This is a genomic window from Brevundimonas naejangsanensis DSM 23858, assembly GCF_000421705.1.
GTDB lineage: Bacteria > Pseudomonadota > Alphaproteobacteria > Caulobacterales > Caulobacteraceae > Brevundimonas > Brevundimonas naejangsanensis.
On the sequence record NZ_ATXN01000003.1, the window covers coordinates 384,219 to 398,653 of the forward strand.

The 14,435-nt window shown below is 64.8% G+C and carries 25 protein-coding genes and 1 tRNA gene; 3 read left to right on the forward strand and 23 right to left on the reverse strand.

Annotated features, from left to right (window positions below):
• Nucleotides 1–28: 28 nt before the first annotated feature.
• The 3 genes from lon (at nt 29) to H556_RS0109340 (ending at nt 2,952) form a co-directional block, all read left to right on the forward strand.
• Nucleotides 29–2,428 carry an endopeptidase La gene (lon, locus tag H556_RS0109330; protein ID WP_024354172.1) on the forward strand — a complete coding sequence of 800 codons (2,400 nt, stop codon included), beginning with the start codon at nt 29–31 and terminating at the stop codon, nt 2,426–2,428.
• A 122-nt stretch (nt 2,429–2,550) separates the two neighbouring features.
• Nucleotides 2,551–2,826: an HU family DNA-binding protein gene (locus H556_RS0109335; RefSeq protein WP_003170215.1), complete on the forward strand. Its 276-nt coding sequence runs from the start codon at nt 2,551–2,553 to the stop codon at nt 2,824–2,826.
• A 49-nt stretch (nt 2,827–2,875) separates the two neighbouring features.
• Nucleotides 2,876–2,952 (forward strand) — tRNA-Val (locus H556_RS0109340).
• 75 nt (nt 2,953–3,027) lie between these two features.
• Here H556_RS0109340 and H556_RS0109345 read toward each other — a convergent pair.
• The 23 genes from H556_RS0109345 to H556_RS15695 form a co-directional block, all read right to left on the reverse strand.
• Entirely contained in the window at nt 3,028–4,185 is a 1,158-nt protein-coding gene (locus tag H556_RS0109345) for a tyrosine-type recombinase/integrase (protein ID WP_024354173.1), read from the reverse strand.
• A gap of 217 nt (nt 4,186–4,402) precedes the next feature.
• On the reverse strand, nt 4,403–4,822 hold the full coding sequence (locus H556_RS15880) for a thermonuclease family protein (RefSeq protein WP_024354174.1): 420 nt from the start codon (nt 4,820–4,822) through the stop codon (nt 4,403–4,405).
• Nucleotides 4,819–5,283, reverse strand: a complete 465-nt coding sequence (locus tag H556_RS0109355; RefSeq protein WP_024354175.1) for a hypothetical protein — start codon at nt 5,281–5,283, stop codon at nt 4,819–4,821. The genes H556_RS15880 and H556_RS0109355 overlap by 4 nt, the downstream gene beginning before the upstream one ends.
• Nucleotides 5,280–5,450: a hypothetical protein gene (locus tag H556_RS16340; RefSeq protein ID WP_155802453.1), complete on the reverse strand. Its 171-nt coding sequence runs from the start codon at nt 5,448–5,450 to the stop codon at nt 5,280–5,282. The genes H556_RS0109355 and H556_RS16340 overlap by 4 nt, the downstream gene beginning before the upstream one ends.
• Nucleotides 5,447–5,746 (reverse strand): hypothetical protein, encoded by a 300-nt coding sequence (locus H556_RS0109365; protein WP_024354176.1) that lies wholly within the window; start codon nt 5,744–5,746, stop codon nt 5,447–5,449. The genes H556_RS16340 and H556_RS0109365 overlap by 4 nt, the downstream gene beginning before the upstream one ends.
• A complete protein-coding gene (locus H556_RS0109370; protein ID WP_155802455.1) occupies nt 5,743–6,012 on the reverse strand; it encodes a hypothetical protein in 270 nt (89 codons plus the stop codon). The genes H556_RS0109365 and H556_RS0109370 overlap by 4 nt, the downstream gene beginning before the upstream one ends.
• On the reverse strand, nt 6,005–6,217 hold the full coding sequence (locus H556_RS0109375) for a hypothetical protein (protein ID WP_024354178.1): 213 nt from the start codon (nt 6,215–6,217) through the stop codon (nt 6,005–6,007). The genes H556_RS0109370 and H556_RS0109375 overlap by 8 nt, the downstream gene beginning before the upstream one ends.
• Nucleotides 6,214–6,387 (reverse strand): hypothetical protein, encoded by a 174-nt coding sequence (locus H556_RS16345; protein WP_155802457.1) that lies wholly within the window; start codon nt 6,385–6,387, stop codon nt 6,214–6,216. Before H556_RS16345 ends, H556_RS0109375 begins: the two co-directional genes overlap by 4 nt.
• Nucleotides 6,388–6,752: 365 nt before the next feature.
• Nucleotides 6,753–6,986: a hypothetical protein gene (locus tag H556_RS0109385; protein ID WP_024354179.1), complete on the reverse strand. Its 234-nt coding sequence runs from the start codon at nt 6,984–6,986 to the stop codon at nt 6,753–6,755.
• Nucleotides 6,979–7,527 (reverse strand): hypothetical protein, encoded by a 549-nt coding sequence (locus tag H556_RS0109390; RefSeq protein WP_024354180.1) that lies wholly within the window; start codon nt 7,525–7,527, stop codon nt 6,979–6,981. The genes H556_RS0109385 and H556_RS0109390 overlap by 8 nt, the downstream gene beginning before the upstream one ends.
• 468 nt (nt 7,528–7,995) lie before the next feature.
• Entirely contained in the window at nt 7,996–8,511 is a 516-nt protein-coding gene (locus H556_RS0109395) for a hypothetical protein (RefSeq protein ID WP_024354181.1), read from the reverse strand.
• Nucleotides 8,504–8,740 carry a hypothetical protein gene (locus H556_RS0109400; protein WP_024354182.1) on the reverse strand — a complete coding sequence of 79 codons (237 nt, stop codon included), beginning with the start codon at nt 8,738–8,740 and terminating at the stop codon, nt 8,504–8,506. Before H556_RS0109400 ends, H556_RS0109395 begins: the two co-directional genes overlap by 8 nt.
• A complete protein-coding gene (locus H556_RS0109405) occupies nt 8,740–9,141 on the reverse strand; it encodes a hypothetical protein (protein WP_024354183.1) in 402 nt (133 codons plus the stop codon). The genes H556_RS0109400 and H556_RS0109405 overlap by 1 nt, the downstream gene beginning before the upstream one ends.
• Entirely contained in the window at nt 9,138–9,842 is a 705-nt protein-coding gene (locus tag H556_RS0109410; RefSeq protein ID WP_024354184.1) for a 3'-5' exonuclease, read from the reverse strand. The genes H556_RS0109405 and H556_RS0109410 overlap by 4 nt, the downstream gene beginning before the upstream one ends.
• Before the next feature lie 3 nt (nt 9,843–9,845).
• Nucleotides 9,846–10,712, reverse strand: coding sequence for a hypothetical protein (locus H556_RS15885; RefSeq protein WP_051130248.1), 867 nt, complete (start codon nt 10,710–10,712; stop codon nt 9,846–9,848).
• A 167-nt stretch (nt 10,713–10,879) separates the two neighbouring features.
• Entirely contained in the window at nt 10,880–11,830 is a 951-nt protein-coding gene (locus tag H556_RS0109420; protein ID WP_024354186.1) for a PD-(D/E)XK nuclease-like domain-containing protein, read from the reverse strand.
• Nucleotides 11,827–12,423 (reverse strand): NUMOD4 motif-containing HNH endonuclease, encoded by a 597-nt coding sequence (locus H556_RS0109430; RefSeq protein WP_024354187.1) that lies wholly within the window; start codon nt 12,421–12,423, stop codon nt 11,827–11,829. Before H556_RS0109430 ends, H556_RS0109420 begins: the two co-directional genes overlap by 4 nt.
• Nucleotides 12,414–12,653 carry a hypothetical protein gene (locus H556_RS0109435; RefSeq protein ID WP_024354188.1) on the reverse strand — a complete coding sequence of 80 codons (240 nt, stop codon included), beginning with the start codon at nt 12,651–12,653 and terminating at the stop codon, nt 12,414–12,416. The genes H556_RS0109430 and H556_RS0109435 overlap by 10 nt, the downstream gene beginning before the upstream one ends.
• A 100-nt stretch (nt 12,654–12,753) precedes the next feature.
• Nucleotides 12,754–13,161 (reverse strand): hypothetical protein, encoded by a 408-nt coding sequence (locus tag H556_RS0109445; protein WP_024354189.1) that lies wholly within the window; start codon nt 13,159–13,161, stop codon nt 12,754–12,756.
• On the reverse strand, nt 13,158–13,478 hold the full coding sequence (locus H556_RS0109450) for a hypothetical protein (protein ID WP_024354190.1): 321 nt from the start codon (nt 13,476–13,478) through the stop codon (nt 13,158–13,160). The genes H556_RS0109445 and H556_RS0109450 overlap by 4 nt, the downstream gene beginning before the upstream one ends.
• Complete coding sequence (locus H556_RS16350; protein ID WP_155802459.1) at nt 13,478–13,648, reverse strand: hypothetical protein; 171 nt, start codon at nt 13,646–13,648, stop codon at nt 13,478–13,480. Before H556_RS16350 ends, H556_RS0109450 begins: the two co-directional genes overlap by 1 nt.
• The gene (locus H556_RS0109460) at nt 13,648–13,956 is read right to left on the reverse strand and encodes a hypothetical protein (RefSeq protein WP_024354191.1); all 309 of its coding nucleotides are present in this window, start codon (nt 13,954–13,956) and stop codon (nt 13,648–13,650) included. The genes H556_RS16350 and H556_RS0109460 overlap by 1 nt, the downstream gene beginning before the upstream one ends.
• Nucleotides 13,957–14,277: a TetR/AcrR family transcriptional regulator gene (locus H556_RS15695; RefSeq protein WP_024354192.1), complete on the reverse strand. Its 321-nt coding sequence runs from the start codon at nt 14,275–14,277 to the stop codon at nt 13,957–13,959.
• Nucleotides 14,278–14,435: the final 158 nt, after the last annotated feature.

Genomic DNA, 14,435 nt, shown 5'->3' on the forward strand with positions numbered 1-14,435 from the left:
TTCACGAAGGCCCCGGAAAGTACGCATCATGACCGAGAGCAAAATCCTCCCTGTCCTGCCGCTGAGAGACATCGTCGTCTTTCCGCACATGGTCGTGCCGCTGTTTGTCGGCCGCGAAAAGTCCGTGCGCGCCCTCGACGAGATCATGAAGGGCGAGAAGCAGATCCTGCTCGCTACGCAGATGAACTCGGTCGACGACGACCCCGCGACGGACGCCATCTATTCGACCGGCGTTCTGGCCTCTGTGCTGCAACTGCTGAAGCTGCCCGACGGCACGGTGAAGGTGCTGGTCGAGGGCAAGTCGCGCGCGCGCCTGACCCGTTTCACCGACCGTGAAGACTACTACGAAGCCGAAGCCGTCGAGATCGACGACGAGGCCGGCGATCCGTCGCAGAGCGAAGCCCTGCTGCGCGCCGTGATCGAGCAGTTCGAAAACTATGTGAAGCTGAACAAGAAGGTTCCGCCCGAGGCCCTCAGCGCCATTCCTCAGATCACCGACCCGTCCAAGCTGGCGGACTCGGTCGCCGCCCACCTGTCGGTCAAGATCGCCGACAAGCAGGCCTTGCTCGAAACCGTCGTCATCCCGGCGCGGCTGGAGAAGGTCTACGGCATGATGGAAGGCGAGATCAGCGTCCTTCAGGTCGAGAAGAAGATCCGCAGCCGTGTGAAGCGGCAGATGGAGAAGACCCAGCGCGAGTACTATCTGAACGAGCAGATGAAGGCGATCCAGCGCGAGCTGGGCGAGACCGACGACGCCCGCGACGAACTGCTTGAGCTGGAAAAGCGCATCAAGAAGACGCGCTTGTCCAAGGAAGCCCGCATCAAGGCCGAGGCGGAGCTGAAGAAGCTGCGTAACATGTCGCCGATGTCGGCGGAATCGACCGTTGTGCGCAACTATCTCGACTGGCTGCTGTCGATCCCGTGGTCCAAGACCCGCCCCAAGCCCATCGATCTGCAGAAGGCCGAGGACATCCTCGAAGAGGATCACTACGGCCTGGAGAAGGTCAAGGAACGGATCATCGAGTATCTGGCCGTTCAGGCGCGCACCGGCAGCCTGAAGGGGCCGATCCTGTGCCTGGTCGGGCCTCCCGGCGTCGGTAAGACCTCGCTGGCCCAGTCCATCGCCAAGGCGACGGGGCGTGAATACGTCCGTATGTCGCTGGGCGGCGTGCGCGACGAGGCCGAGATCCGCGGCCATCGCCGGACCTACATCGGCTCCATGCCCGGCAAGATCATCCAGTCGATGAAGAAGGCCAAGACCACCAACGCCTTCGTCCTGCTGGACGAGATCGACAAGCTGGGCGCCGACTGGCGCGGCGACCCTTCCTCGGCCCTGCTGGAAGTGCTGGACCCGGCCCAGAACTCGACCTTCGGCGACCACTATCTGGAGGTCGACTACGACCTGTCGCCGGTGATGTTCGTCACCACGGCCAACAGCCTGAACATGCCCCAGCCCCTGCTGGACCGCATGGAGATCATTCGCGTCTCCGGCTACACTGAGGATGAGAAGGTCGAGATCGCCCGCCGCCACGTCCTGCCCAAACAGCTCAAGGACCACGGCCTGAAGGAGGGCGAGCTGATCGTCCCTGACGACACGATCCGCGACCTGATCCGCTACTACACGCGTGAAGCAGGCGTGCGTTCGCTGGAGCGCGCTCTGGGCGGTCTGGCCCGCAAGGCGGTGCGAGAGATGGCCAGGACCAAGGCCGCCTCGATCACCGTGGATGCGGCCAAGCTGGCCGAATACGCGGGCGTGAAGAAGTTCCGCTATGGCGAGACGGATGCGGAAGATCAGGTCGGCATCGTCACCGGCCTGGCCTGGACCGAGTTCGGCGGCGACATCCTGACCATCGAGGCCCTGAAGATGCCGGGCCGCGGCCGCATGACCGTGACCGGCAACCTGAAGGACGTCATGAAGGAGTCGATCTCGGCGGCGGCGTCCTACGTCCGCAGCCGCGCCCTCAGCATCGGCGTCAAGCCGCCGGTGTTCGAGAAGACCGACATCCACGTCCACGTCCCCGACGGCGCCACGCCCAAGGACGGCCCCTCGGCCGGCGTGGCCATGACGGTGGCCATGGTCTCGGTTCTGACCGGCATTCCGATCCGCAAGGACATCGCCATGACCGGCGAGATCACCCTGCGCGGGCGGGTTACGGCTATCGGCGGCCTGAAGGAGAAGTTGCTGGCGGCCCTGCGCTCGGGCGTGAAGACCGTGCTGATCCCGCAGGAGAACGAGAAGGACCTCGAAGAGGTGCCGGAAAACGTCAAGGCGGCCCTGGAAATCGTGCCGATCTCCACGGCCGACGAGGCGCTGAAGTGGGCCCTGACCGGCACGCCGACCCCTGTCGAATGGGACGAGGCGGCCGAACCCATGACTCCGACGCCGCCCGCGCCGACGGCGGGCGAAGGGACCAGCATCAGCCACTGATGCGGGTCTTGGCCTGATGAAGTGAAGAGAGGCGGTTCGGGGCGACCTGAGCCGCCTCTTTTTTGACCTGTGCGCTGACAGCCGCTTAAGTTCCGCCTTCGTTCGCGAGGGGAGCTTTCGACATGACCAAGACTGAACTGATCGGCCGCATGGCTCAGGCGGCGGGCATCAGCCGCGACCAGGCCAAGCTGGCGCTGGAGGCTTTCACTGATCAGGTGACGGCTTCGCTTGTCGAGGGGCGGGTGGTGCGTCTGGTCGGCTTCGGCAGCTTCGTCGCAGCCGAGCGCAAGGCCGGCGTGGCGCGCAACCCCCAGACCGGCCAGGAGATCGCTCGTCCCGCCTCGCGCACCGCGCGCTTTCGTCCCGGCGAAGGCTTGAAAAGCGCCTTGAACGGCTGACCTCCACAGGGCATGAAGCCCTGTTCCCGACGTTGAGTCGATTTGATGTGGGCGGCTAGCTCAGCTGGTCAGAGCACCTCGTTTACACCGAGGGGGTCGGCGGTTCGAACCCGTCGCCGCCTACCATCATTTTCAACTACTTAGCTGGCGTTTCGGCGCTGCATTTAGCGCTGCTTGCCAGAATGCTTTCCAGCTAATCCGCTATCCAAGTGCCTTCCTGGCGGCGGACTGGTGGTCCGGTCGATGGTGGCCGTAGTGCTGCTGTAGCGTCGTCGGGCTCATGCCCGCGTAGCCCGCAGCCTCCCAAATATCCACGCCACGCTCCATGAGCCAGGTGCAGCAGGTATGCCGCAGCCAGTGCGGGGTCGGGCCGCTGAGGCCGGCATCCTTTACGCATCCGGTGAAGCCGGTCCGAACAGCCGACACTGGCTCGCCGCCGAAATTCAGAACGGTGTCTATCCCGCGTTTCTGGTCCTGCGCGTACCAGCGGCGCATGTGCGCCAGGAGGCGTCTCGGCATTTTTACGATCGGGCGCCGCTTGGTCCGTGACTCGGTTTCGTTGCGCCCGCGCCGGTAGATCACGCCGCTTGCAAGATCGACCCACGGGTCATCGAGGCTTTCGGTCCAGCGCAGCCGCTTGATCACGCCTGATCGCGATCCGGTGTAGAGGCCGATCAGGATGAAGCGGCGCATATGTTTGCGGTTGCTTTTGGCCGCGCCTGGAATGGGCGCCCACTTCCCATCTGCCAGGCGCCATCCCATCGCGGCCAGGAGGAGGGCGGCCGCGTCACTGCGAGAGAGCGCGTCGCGGTTCGACTCCGGCTTCTCCGGCAGGATGACGGCAGGGCGTCGTGTCAGGTGATGCTCGCTGTCCCAGAACCCGATGGCGGCGGAAAGCACTTCCAACTCTCGGCGGGCGGTCTGGGCGCTGACAGTGCGACCGGTGTTGCCGTGCACTATCGGCTGTGCCGTCCGGTGTGCGACGTAGGCTTGGCATGAAGTCCTGCGAACGTCAGCAAGCGTCCGCTCGCCCCACCACGCCAGCAGATGAGCGACGAACCCCGCCATAGTAGCCGGAGTGGCTTTCAGCTTTGACCCGCGCTCGCGCGCATAGAGGGCCAAGGCGTCAGCGATCAGGACCTTAGAGGGATCACTCTCGCCTGACGGTCGATCCCACTTACTCGCGATGTACGTGGCGAGCTGTCTTTCGGCGTCTCGAAGGCTTTCAGGGCCGCAGCCCGTGCTGATCTGAACCGATCCGTCACGGATGAACCAGCGGTCGGGAAGCCGCTTGCCGGAACGCGAGTCGACCCTGCCTTTTCGGAGGTAGAGGCGGGGGCCCTTGGACTGACGGGACATTGGAAAAGAGCCCTCACGCTGGCCGGTGTGACATAGTAGGAGCCCCCGACGCGCGATGCAGTCAAGCGGCCACGCGCGATCTCGGTCCTCATGGCCGAGATGGTGATCGGGTAGATCTCGCCGAAGACGGACGCGAACTCCACCAGGGTCATCGGGTCGTTGTCCTCCCAATCGGCAGGGGAGGGGCGTCGTTCTATTCGTTGTTGGACGTGCGCGCTCACTGCCACATCCCCCTTCCTCTCTCTCGGGCTTCGTTCTCTTGCCGGCGGTAGGGATCGCCGTAGTTGGTTTCCGAGATCGCCAGGCCCTCGCGGACGAGGATGGCGCCCAAGTCCCGACCGTTGACCGTGCAGGTGGCCACGATGCGCTGGTAGCGGTCGCGGGACTGGACGGTGCAGCGGGCGCCGTTGGCCGCGAGCTGGCGGGCTCGGGTCGTTGCTACCGGCCCGCTGGCCTTAGCTTTGGGGGAGCATGCCCACACGTTTGGCCGTTGGCGGCAGCGCGAGAATGGCGCGACCTCGCCAGCGTCGATGCCGGCCAGCCGGACGCGGTGGCGCTCACCGTCAGCGGTGACGCATCTGCCGCTGTCTCCATCAGACATCAGTAGCGTGGCGCAGATCAGGACGATGGGGGTCATGCTGGCCCTCCGAGCAGCAGCGTGGTTGGCATCGAACCCTGCTCATAGGCGATGGCGAGCTGGGGCTGCATGAACTGTCCCACGGTCGATCCGTCTGGCAGGACAGTGTGCGCCAGGAACTCGTCTTCGATGGTCGTGATCCCGGCCGCAACCGCCTCCAGCTTCGCCTTGATGACCAGGGCGAGGGCACGCCAGCGCTGACGGCCAGCCTGCTCCCAAGCCTTGAGCGCGGCATCCGGCGTCCGTTGGCCCCGCGAATGGTGCGTGAACTCGCGCGACTTCGGGTCAGGCATCGGCAGGACGAACTTCACCATGCGGTCGCTGATGCGGAAGCCGATCATGGCCGCTGTCGGCTCGCTTGCATACATGAAGGACGTGGCTCCGTAGCGCTTCAGAGTCGCTTCGATCTCGGCCCGACTGCGATCCTGAGAGACGGACGTTTCGGCGGCGTAGCGGGTCATTCCCCCTCTCCCTGTTTGGCGCGAAGGATGTGACGGGCCTCTTGCAAAGTGCTGGACAGCCCGCACGAACAGGCATCGTGGCCCGGATAGCGGTTGACGGTGCAGTCGTCGTCATGGACCGCATAACCGACCAGTCTAGCGATGAGGGCGGACAGGTCAGCGGTCATAGGTCCCTCCAGACGGCAAGGGCTTTGCCCGCCTCGACAAACGCGTCCTTCTGTTCGCGGGTTCTGCCAGACGGCGGAAACACCCGCATCATGTCGGTGAGAGCAACAGCCAGAGCATCGGCCGCCTCCTCCAGAGTCCGCTCTCTCTCAAAGGCGTCGCCGTATCCGATCGCAAAAGGCGTTCCGAATGGCGTCTCTGTCGCAAACGGGTTGCCCTTAAACCTCTGAAGCTGGCCCTCGAAAACGATGGTGAAGAATGGCTGAGCCATCGCTTGAGGGGTGTCTATTCTCGTCATGTCAGCCACCTCCGCTTGATCGGTTTGCCAACGCTGGCAAGGCGTCGCGGGCGGGCGTGTCTGGCCCGCTCCAGTTCTCGGGTCTGCTTTTCGACCTCGCACCGGCGTCCGCGCGCGTACTGGCTGGCGCTGCGGAGGGCCGCCTCAAGGCGCCATAGGTTCAGGCTGCTATCCTCGGCGTCGATAGCCTCAGCCAGTTCCTGCATCAGCCCCTTGGCGCGGTTGTCGCGGGTCAGCAGAGCGGGGAAATCGCGCAGATCAGCCATGCCCGCCATCCAGCTGTTGAGGATAGCTCAAGGGTTCGAGGGCGTCGCGCAGCGTCTGGATTTCTGTCATCACCGCGCGCATCCCGCAGGAGCAATCGTTGCACCACGGGCGGGTGTTGACCGTGCAGTCGTCATCGTGGCCCATGTAGCCGGTCGCCCGACAGGCAAGGTCGATCAACTCGACGGGGTCGTGTTGCTCCGTCATGGCAGGCCCTCCAACTTGTAAGGCTCGCTTACAGGTTGGCCCACGACGACCTTGTCCAGATTATCCAGCCCGAAGATGCGGATCGCCAGCGCCAAGGCCTGAAGTTCAGCGACGACGGAGAGGTCAGACTGGCGGGGTATGGAGCCGGAGGCGGAATGAACCCTATTCATCTTCTGCTCCTGGTGCTGGAGGGAGGGGGAGCCAGTGGGTCAGGACGCCGTCATGTTCACCAATCCACCAGTCGCACATCGGAACGTTCCAAGCTCCGTCACTGGCCGGTCTGCCGGGTCGGGGATCTTGCCAGTTTCCAAGAACGACGTGAGGAAACTTCTTGACGCCGAAGCTCTGAACAGACGGGTCTGTGCAGACCATCATGATTAGCGATCCATCTCTCGGAGCCGTCTCAATAGGCCGCCACTCCACCATCTCGCGGATGCAGGCGGCTATCTGCCGGGCCTCGTCTGCGGTCAGGTGGCATTCGCCGTCGAAGTCCTGCCCGATGCGACCCTCGACCAGCCCCACCAGTTCCATAGGGTCACGAGACATAGGCAGGTCCCTCAACTTCAAAGCGGATGATGCGATAGCCCCAGCGTTTTCTGGCCTTGGCCCAAGTCTCTGACGACGGGTCGGCCGGATAGTATTGCCGCTCCAGCCGCATCAATTCCGCGATCACATCAGACCGGCGCGACCGGGTAGTTGACGCCAAGATCCAGCCGCCCTTGTTGACGGCCGCGTAGAGGATTTGGCGTGGTACGGTGATCTCACCCACGTTCGGCCTCCTTGCTGAGCCATTCAGACGCGATCTGAGCCATGTCGTGCGCCAGCGATGTTTCACAGGTCGCCGGGCACATGTCTTCGATCCGCCTCAACAGCCCCACCGCCTCAGCCAGCTTGCGCTCTGCTTCGGTGGCTCGGTCTCGATGTGCCTGCCTTAGAGGCTCACCAGCTTCATCAACGGCGAGCAGTGCATCCCTCTCAGCCCGCAGCGCCACGTTCTCTGCGAGGAGGGCTAGGACGGTCGCGGGATTGGCGGCTTTTCCGAAGTCGCCACGGATTGCTGGATAGTTAGCGTCCTCACAGCAGATCGCTGTCTCAGCCAGCCTCGCCAGTTCCGCATGATCGCCGGAGCCGATCATATCGGTGACGCCACCAGAATGATCGCCGGAGCCGGATGCGAGGGCGGTGAGGATCAGACCGGAAAGCTCGTCACTATTTACCGAGCCAGTCCTGTAAGCCGATGTCCCGCCTACAGTCGTGTGTTCGTCCAGTATCGCGATCACCTTCTCGCGCGGGGTGAGGGGGTGGGTCATTGGGGTTGCTCCTTTCCCTTCCAGCGCGCGCATCGGGCGCCAGCCGTCGTGAGCGCGTAGCCGTGGAAATCGCTGTCCAGATCGCAGGCGCGTCCGACAGGGCTCTTAATGAAGTGCGCGCATGTTCCGCACCGGGCCATAGCCGGAAGGGCTGCTAGCGCGTCGTGGTTCTTGGCCTGGGCGCGGAGAGAAGCACGGCGGTTCGAGCGCCGCTTTCCGGTGAGGGCCTCCGTCGCTGCCCATCGATCCGGCCATAGCTCGGCCGCGCGGGCGTTCCAGCACACTCCGCTCACTCCCCGCCCACCTTATCCGAGCGCCCGCCTTCGATCACGCGAAGCGACGGTGCCAGTGACGATGATCGGCACTCCATCCCCAAGGCAAACGCGGCTTCCCGGTCAGTGCAGTGGCATCGGCGGCACTGGAGCGCGCCGTGGTTCAACGTCGATCTGATCCAGTCATGACCGCCCATCACTTCGCCCCCTGTTCGGCTTGCAGGGCGGCGAGGGCTTGGCGGGCCTTCAGAAGGTGGCCGCTGTGAATGTTGAAATCACGCCCAGCAGCAGGGCTATAAATCGCAGCATCGTGCTGTTGGTATTTCCCGGTGTCGAAAAGCTCTCCTGCTTTCGCGAACGGCTCCAACGCCTCCACCGCTACCCGCAGCGCGTCGGGGGCGGGGTGGGTGTAGATGGCGGATACGGTCGTTGGCTGCGACGCTTCCTCTTGTGCAAACTCAACCGCCGCGCGAGTTCCAAACAACTGAACTCCAGACATCCGACCATTCGGCATCCGGTATTCAACCCGCCACGCCACCGGCTGCGCGTCGTCGCGGGCTGGCGGCTGGGCGCGGAGGGCGATGGTGGCGTTGATCTTCGCAGCAATCTCCGACACGTCCGCACGGTCAGTGAACGTCTGCATGATCTCGTGCAACTGATCGCCGGTGATCCACTCAGCAGCCTCTGCCGGGCTCTTGGTTGATTCAGGCATGGTCGGCCCCCTGGGGCTTGGCGGCATCCAGGGTCTGGCGCGCGAAGCGGCGGAAGGTCACCGCGCGCTCGCGAAGCTCCTGCTGGCACTTCTTGGCCCAGGCCTTCGTCGCCTCGGTTGCCGACTTCTCGCTGTCCCAGCGGTCAAGATCTGCTGCGGACCGCTCATATTCGTCGGCCTTCTTCCGCATCAGCAGAGAAAGCTCCCAAGCGTCGTCGTAGGATAGCATCAGCGTGTCTCCTGTGATTGGCGCGCGACAACAGAGCCGTCGAACCGCTTGGTCCGGGTCTTGTCGAAGCCGCGTGATTGAATGGATCCCTGACCGCGCTTCTGGCGGCGGGCGTATTGGCCGGTTTCGCCAGCCTGGGCCTTGGCCTTGGCGATGCGGGGCGTGTCCTGCTCGTCCGTCTTCTTCCGGGCGCAGGGCTTGCGGTAGAGGGCGCGGTTTTCGAGCGCGTTGGTCCCCAGTAGGGCGAGGGCGCGCAGGTGTTCGTCTATGACACCCTCGGTCATGGGCTGGAGCTTCTCGCCACAGCCGCAGGCGCAACGGCCCTCCTGGTCGATCATCAACTGGCCGAACTCGGCGCGGGTGAGCGGGCGGCGCTTCTCGATCTGGGCAGCGGGGGTCATTGCGACCTCCGGCGTTCAAGCTCGCGTTCAGCGTTCCATTTCGTGTCGCCGTCCAGGTCAGACTTGAAGGCCACCCATTCGAGGTAGTCGCGAGGAGCGTCTTTCCATGCGGCCCCCTTGTGCTTCCCGAACGTGATCTTGGGCAGCAGCCGGGGCTCTTGAGTCCAGGCGATCATCTCGCGGCCAGTCGCGCCGGCCGCCAGCAGCGCCTTGAGAATATGAGCAGTGACATAGGCGTCGGGCCCGGCCCGGTGCGGAGGCATGGCTGTGTCGTGATCGAGGGACAGAAGCCCCTGATCCTCCAGCCAGTAGCGGAGGACGCTGTTCGAATGGCTCGGAGCGTGGGCCCAGACCCGCAGGGCGGCTTTCAGGGTGCAGATTCCCGGCAGCACGCGCCGAGGGATGAAGAGGTCTTCAAAAGCCAGATTATGGGCCGCGAAGACCGACACGTCCTCAATCGGATTGTGAACCTCGGCCTCGTCGAAATGGGTCACGACGCCAGCTAAGTCCGACATGGCGATGTGGTGGACGGCTCGGGTCTCTGGCGGGATCGACGCGACGCTATAGAGGTGAGCCTGCGGCTTTCCTACGGTCCAGCCAGACCCGTCATTGGTCAGGTCGCACCAGCCGTACTCGATGACCTCGGCGCTGGGCGGTTCCATGCCTGTCGTCTCGAAGTCGATCACTCGGATGCGAGGCATGGATCAGCCCTCCTTCGCTGCAGTGATGGCGGCTTCCAGCTCGCGCGCTTTCGCCATGTCGGTGGCCTTCAGGACGGCGAACTTGGCCAGTTCCTTCCGGTCGGTTTCGAGGGCTTCGATCTGCTCTGGCCGCAGGAACGGCAAGTCCGCAATCAGCCGGTCCGCCCAGGCGATAGTGTCGACAGCCAGCGACGTCCCTTCATCGGCGTCGGCCTCAGCGCCGCTGGCTGTCGTATCCTCGGCGGGGGGGAGATCGCCGGGGAAAGGGTCGCCCGCGTCTGACGGGTCGGAGGCGGGATCAGACGCGGGCTTATTCGACGCGGCGCCGGAGGGGGTGTCCGCGTCGAAATCGGGAATGTGGTCATCGTCGCTCAGGCCGTGGACGGCGCTGAAGCCTTCGCGCGGTGCGTCGTTGGGCGCGGCCAGGCGGGCGGCGAGGTTCGGGCGCTCGGCAGGGACGGCGCGGGCAGAGACGGTCTGATAATCCTCAACCTCCTCGCGAACCTGGAAGCCGCGAAGCATGTCCGCGCAGCCGTCGCGCAGAGCCCAGGCGCGGGCGCGCATCTGAAGCATCCGCTTCGGGTATTGCTGCCAAGGGCCTTGCTTGTTCCAGAGGCCCGCCTTCTTGGCATCGGAGACTGAGAAGGATCGGGGGATGGTTTCTCCCGTGTCGGGGCGGGTGACCTCGCAGTGAGCGACGGCGGCGTCGCCTTCGCCGTCGATCCATTCCTGCGCCTTGATGCCTTGGGCGCGAGCGACAGCCATCAGGCCATCGCCCCAGAGTGTCGGGCGGTTGTTGACGATGGCGAACGACTGAAGCGCCTGGAACGGGGCGAGGCCCAGTTCTGCGCCAGCCATGATCGCGACCATGACCTGCTCTGGCTTGTCGAGGCCGCGAGGAGCGAGGCCAGACGCCGCGATGGCTTGGGCAACACGAAAGGCCTCGTCGAGCGATTGCGGGACCAATGCTGCGACAGCTCCGCCTGCCATGATCGGCGGTCTGGGCGCAGCCGGACGGGTTGCGGGTACTTGAGCGTTCATGCCGCGATCTCGCTGTTCGGGGTGTTGTCGTTGGCTTCAGCGGCGATGACCTCGAGCCGCTGGTCGATCTGCTTTGCCGCCCAAGGCGGGAGGGTCAGGTATTCGGCGTCTTGGCGATCACCGCCAGGGCCCGGCCAGACGCCCGTTTCCACGCAGTGCGCGAACTGATCGATGGCGCGGCGCAGCTGCATCCGGCCGCGGTCCAGATCGGCGCCGGTCAGGACCGTGACGCGGACGCAGTGGGGAGGGGCTTTCTCCACCCAGACGAGGGCGAACTCCTCCATCGGGCGCGACAAGACCTCCTCCGAGGCCCAGCCTACGAGAGCTCCCTGGCAGTGGTAGCCATAGGTGCCTAGCGAGCGCTCAAGGGAGGCGTCCGAAACGCTGTCGCAGGACTTCAGGTCAGAGTAGAGGCCCGAACCGTGCGGAATGGCGTCGGGACGCGACTTCAGCCAGACGCCAGTCTTCTTGTCCTTGAAGATCAGGCTGCGCTCGACCACGCCGTCGAGGATGCCCGCCTTAACTAGAGGGTGGGCGCCCAGCGACCTTGCCATGCCGGTGATCAACGCCAGTTCAGCGTCTGTGATGATCGTCTTCCCGGCCTTCAGCTGCTCGGCCTTCCACTCCTTCGATGCAGAAGTGCGCCAGTCGCTCCATTGGTCGGGGCGAACCACGAAATCCTCGTCGAAGCCCTTGCGGCCTATCAGAAGGAGATGGTGCGCGGCTCGACCCAGGCTGAAGTGCGCCCGCTCCTTCTGTGGCTCGCGGTTCGGGTTCAGGCTGCTCTCGTGGAAGTAATGGGCGGGGCTTTGGCTCCAGATGGTGCGAAGCCCGCTGCTGGAGATGCTCGGCCCGTCGCAGGGCTGTCCGTGATAGGCGTCCATCGGCATGTCGATGAAGCAGCCGGGCTCGGTGATGACCTCACCGTTGTAGGGAATGCCGGTCATGCAGCTTCTCCTTTGAGATGGGTCCAAGATTTTCCCGAGCGGACGGACTTGATGGCCGACCGGCTCACGCCGTAGGCGCTGGCGAGTTGCTCGGTGCTGGCGTCGTTCGCGGCGCGGATGGCCAGGACCGCCGCGTCAGTCAGTTTCGCGCGGGGGTGGGCCTCGCCCTTCATGCCGTCGCGATTGATCGTTCCGTGGCGGATCGCGTCCTGCATGTTCTCGGAGCGCGTTCCCCAGCGGAGGTTGACGAGATGGTTGTTCGCCGGATCGCCGTCGTGGTGGCAGCTGTCGTAGCCGGCAGGTCGAGGGCCGACGAACGCGGTCAGGACCAGGGCGTGCACCAGCTTCGGGTGACCACGGCCGAGCATCACCAGTTGGTGGCCACTCTCCACGGTGCCAGCGCGCAGGAGCCGACCCTTCAGGTTGCGATCAACACGCACGACGCGACCATCGGCGATGACGCGCTCATAGGACTGAACGCGATCGATGCTGCGGACGCGGCCGTGATTGCTGACCTCATAGAGGCCCTCGAACCCGACGACGGGAAGCCAACGCTCCTCGGTCGCGTTATCGTTGACGGCGTTCACGCGCATAGCCGGGCCTCCTGACGAGGCGGGATCGCGAGCGACTGGACGGGCTTCGGGCGCGGTCGATAGACCCGGCGTGTGGTGACGACGGTCTCGACTTCCAGCAGCTCCAGGCGGCCGTAGAACGAGGAGTTCTCGCGGACCCAAGCCCGGCCAATCTCGATGTCAGAGAAGGCCTTCACGATCCGGCCGACGCGGTTGACGGCCTGATAGTCGGTGGAGGCTTCGCGGTTCATGGCCACCTCGGTTCGGCTAGAGCGCCGGCGAAGATCGCGACGGCGACGGTGAAAAGGATGCAGGCGGCCAGGGCGGCGCCGTTCTCGAGGGCGCGGCGCATCAGGCGGCCGCCTTGTGGCCGTCCCAGCCAGCCTCGTTGTCGTGCAGCGCCTGATCTTCGGCGTCGCATTCATCGCAGTAGCCGGGGCCGTTGATGGCTTCGCCACACGCGCGGCAGTTGGCGGGCGAGTGGTAGATCGGCCGGACCTTGGCCTTGCCGACCTGTTCTCTGATGCGCGGCGCAGCGGGCCAGGCATCGACGCCAGCAGCGATCCGCGCAGCCACACATGACGCAGCCCACGGGCTGGACTTGGCGTGCTCTGCATTCACATCACGCGGGCGCATCCCGACCTTGTGCGCGGCGGCGCAAGACTTGTCGCAGAAGCGGCCCCAGCCCCGCTTGTGGTCGGCCACCCGCACCGTGATCAGCGCAGCGCACGCCTCGCAGTTCTTCTGAAGCTTGCTCATGCCGCCCTCGCCATGCTGGCCGGGGGCATGGGGTCGTTCTCGGCTTCCCGCGCGTCCCGAATGGCCCAGGCCAGCGCATTGACGACCGGGATCAGCAGGCCGGGGTCTTCGGCCGAAGCCAGTTCGCCGGCGAGGCGCAGCATTTCCTGCGTGGCCTGATCGACGTTCATCCGGCGGCGGGTGCGGCGGTCCAGAATCTTCGGACCTTCGACCACGAACAGCGGTTGGCGGCTCGGCGGGACCAAGGCGAGGTTCACATTCCCGGCCTTGGCGATGCTGGCGACGACGCCGGGCATGATTTCGGAGACGTGTTGCATCACTCACCTCCTGCAGGCGTGACGAGTTCGAAGTCGTCGAGGTTGGAGTAGTCGGCAGCGCACCCGTCCTTTTCCAGGATCAGGGTCTGGCCGTCGCAGCGGACGACCATCGCCGTCCATTTGCATTGGGTGTGGCGGACGACGTCTCCTTCGATGAAAGGACCAGCCATCAAGCAGCCCTCCCCATGTCGACATTGTCGTTGGCCATCTGAACGCGAGCCGCGCAGCGGCGATAGCGAGCCGCGCTCTCGCGGTTCTCGGCGGCCTGGAAGTCACGGCCTTGCTCGTCGTACTCGGCGGCCCAGCGCTCCAGCGCATCGGCCATGGCGAGCATTTTCACCGGGTCCGTCTCGAAGACTTCATCGGCGGCCACCAAGATAGCGCGCAGTTCGGCCTGACGGGCGGCGGTGCCGACCTCGTTCTGGCCGCTGAGCCATTGCAGCTGACGGCGGGCTTCGTCGGGGGTGATGGTGGCCATTTACGCGGCCCACCGTGCTTGCGCGGCTTGGGCTTTCAGCGCGGCTCGGACGGCCTCGCAGTCCACTGGCGGCTCGTAGCCCATGGCGTCGCGCCACAGGTCTTCCTTGCCGGACCAGTTCGCGAAGATCGAACCGGTGGACATGCCAGCGGCAGCGGCGATGTCGCGGATGGTGACAGGTTCATAGCTGCCCGCCGGCGCCCAGAGAACGCGGGCGGTGTGCAGGAGCTTCTCGCGCGTCGCCGCTTTGGCGAGCTGGCGCTTGTTGAGTTTCGGGGCGGCGTCGTTCGCGGCGGCAGTGATTTCGGTCTTGAGTGACATGGTTCGTCTCCCGGTGATGGGAGAAAGATATCGGACGACCCGATATTGTCAATCGGGTTTTCCGATATTTCTATCGGGTCGATATCGAACTACCTTCAGCGCCTAGTGCTGGCGCCGATGCAGGAAGGCTAATGACCCACACATCACCGCGTTACGCT

Bases quoted from the DNA above. Each gene is read 5' to 3' on its own strand.
- H556_RS0109370 (WP_155802455.1), bottom strand. From the start codon at position 6,012: ATGGCTGATCTGCGCGATTTCCCCGCTCTGCTGACCCGCGACAACCGC.
- H556_RS0109420 (WP_024354186.1), bottom strand. From the start codon at position 11,830: ATGACCGGCATTCCCTACAACGGTGAGGTCATCACCGAGCCCGGCTGC.
- H556_RS0109410 (WP_024354184.1), bottom strand. From the start codon at position 9,842: ATGCCTCGCATCCGAGTGATCGACTTCGAGACGACAGGCATGGAACCG.
- H556_RS0109445 (WP_024354189.1), bottom strand. From the start codon at position 13,161: ATGAGCAAGCTTCAGAAGAACTGCGAGGCGTGCGCTGCGCTGATCACG.
- H556_RS15880 (WP_024354174.1), bottom strand. From the start codon at position 4,822: ATGACCCCCATCGTCCTGATCTGCGCCACGCTACTGATGTCTGATGGA.
- H556_RS0109460 (WP_024354191.1), bottom strand. From the start codon at position 13,956: ATGGCCACCATCACCCCCGACGAAGCCCGCCGTCAGCTGCAATGGCTC.
- H556_RS0109450 (WP_024354190.1), bottom strand. From the start codon at position 13,478: ATGCAACACGTCTCCGAAATCATGCCCGGCGTCGTCGCCAGCATCGCC.
- H556_RS15695 (WP_024354192.1), bottom strand. From the start codon at position 14,277: ATGTCACTCAAGACCGAAATCACTGCCGCCGCGAACGACGCCGCCCCG.
- H556_RS0109400 (WP_024354182.1), bottom strand. From the start codon at position 8,740: ATGCTATCCTACGACGACGCTTGGGAGCTTTCTCTGCTGATGCGGAAG.
- H556_RS16350 (WP_155802459.1), bottom strand. From the start codon at position 13,648: ATGGCTGGTCCTTTCATCGAAGGAGACGTCGTCCGCCACACCCAATGC.
- H556_RS0109395 (WP_024354181.1), bottom strand. From the start codon at position 8,511: ATGCCTGAATCAACCAAGAGCCCGGCAGAGGCTGCTGAGTGGATCACC.
- H556_RS16345 (WP_155802457.1), bottom strand. From the start codon at position 6,387: ATGAATAGGGTTCATTCCGCCTCCGGCTCCATACCCCGCCAGTCTGAC.
- H556_RS0109355 (WP_024354175.1), bottom strand. From the start codon at position 5,283: ATGACCCGCTACGCCGCCGAAACGTCCGTCTCTCAGGATCGCAGTCGG.
- H556_RS0109390 (WP_024354180.1), bottom strand. From the start codon at position 7,527: ATGACCCACCCCCTCACCCCGCGCGAGAAGGTGATCGCGATACTGGAC.
- H556_RS0109430 (WP_024354187.1), bottom strand. From the start codon at position 12,423: ATGCGCGTGAACGCCGTCAACGATAACGCGACCGAGGAGCGTTGGCTT.
- H556_RS0109435 (WP_024354188.1), bottom strand. From the start codon at position 12,653: ATGAACCGCGAAGCCTCCACCGACTATCAGGCCGTCAACCGCGTCGGC.
- lon (WP_024354172.1), top strand. From the start codon at position 29: ATGACCGAGAGCAAAATCCTCCCTGTCCTGCCGCTGAGAGACATCGTC.
- H556_RS0109345 (WP_024354173.1), bottom strand. From the start codon at position 4,185: ATGTCCCGTCAGTCCAAGGGCCCCCGCCTCTACCTCCGAAAAGGCAGG.
- H556_RS15885 (WP_051130248.1), bottom strand. From the start codon at position 10,712: ATGGTCGCGATCATGGCTGGCGCAGAACTGGGCCTCGCCCCGTTCCAG.
- H556_RS0109335 (WP_003170215.1), top strand. From the start codon at position 2,551: ATGACCAAGACTGAACTGATCGGCCGCATGGCTCAGGCGGCGGGCATC.
- H556_RS0109365 (WP_024354176.1), bottom strand. From the start codon at position 5,746: ATGACGAGAATAGACACCCCTCAAGCGATGGCTCAGCCATTCTTCACC.
- H556_RS0109375 (WP_024354178.1), bottom strand. From the start codon at position 6,217: ATGACGGAGCAACACGACCCCGTCGAGTTGATCGACCTTGCCTGTCGG.
- H556_RS16340 (WP_155802453.1), bottom strand. From the start codon at position 5,450: ATGACCGCTGACCTGTCCGCCCTCATCGCTAGACTGGTCGGTTATGCG.
- H556_RS0109405 (WP_024354183.1), bottom strand. From the start codon at position 9,141: ATGACCCCCGCTGCCCAGATCGAGAAGCGCCGCCCGCTCACCCGCGCC.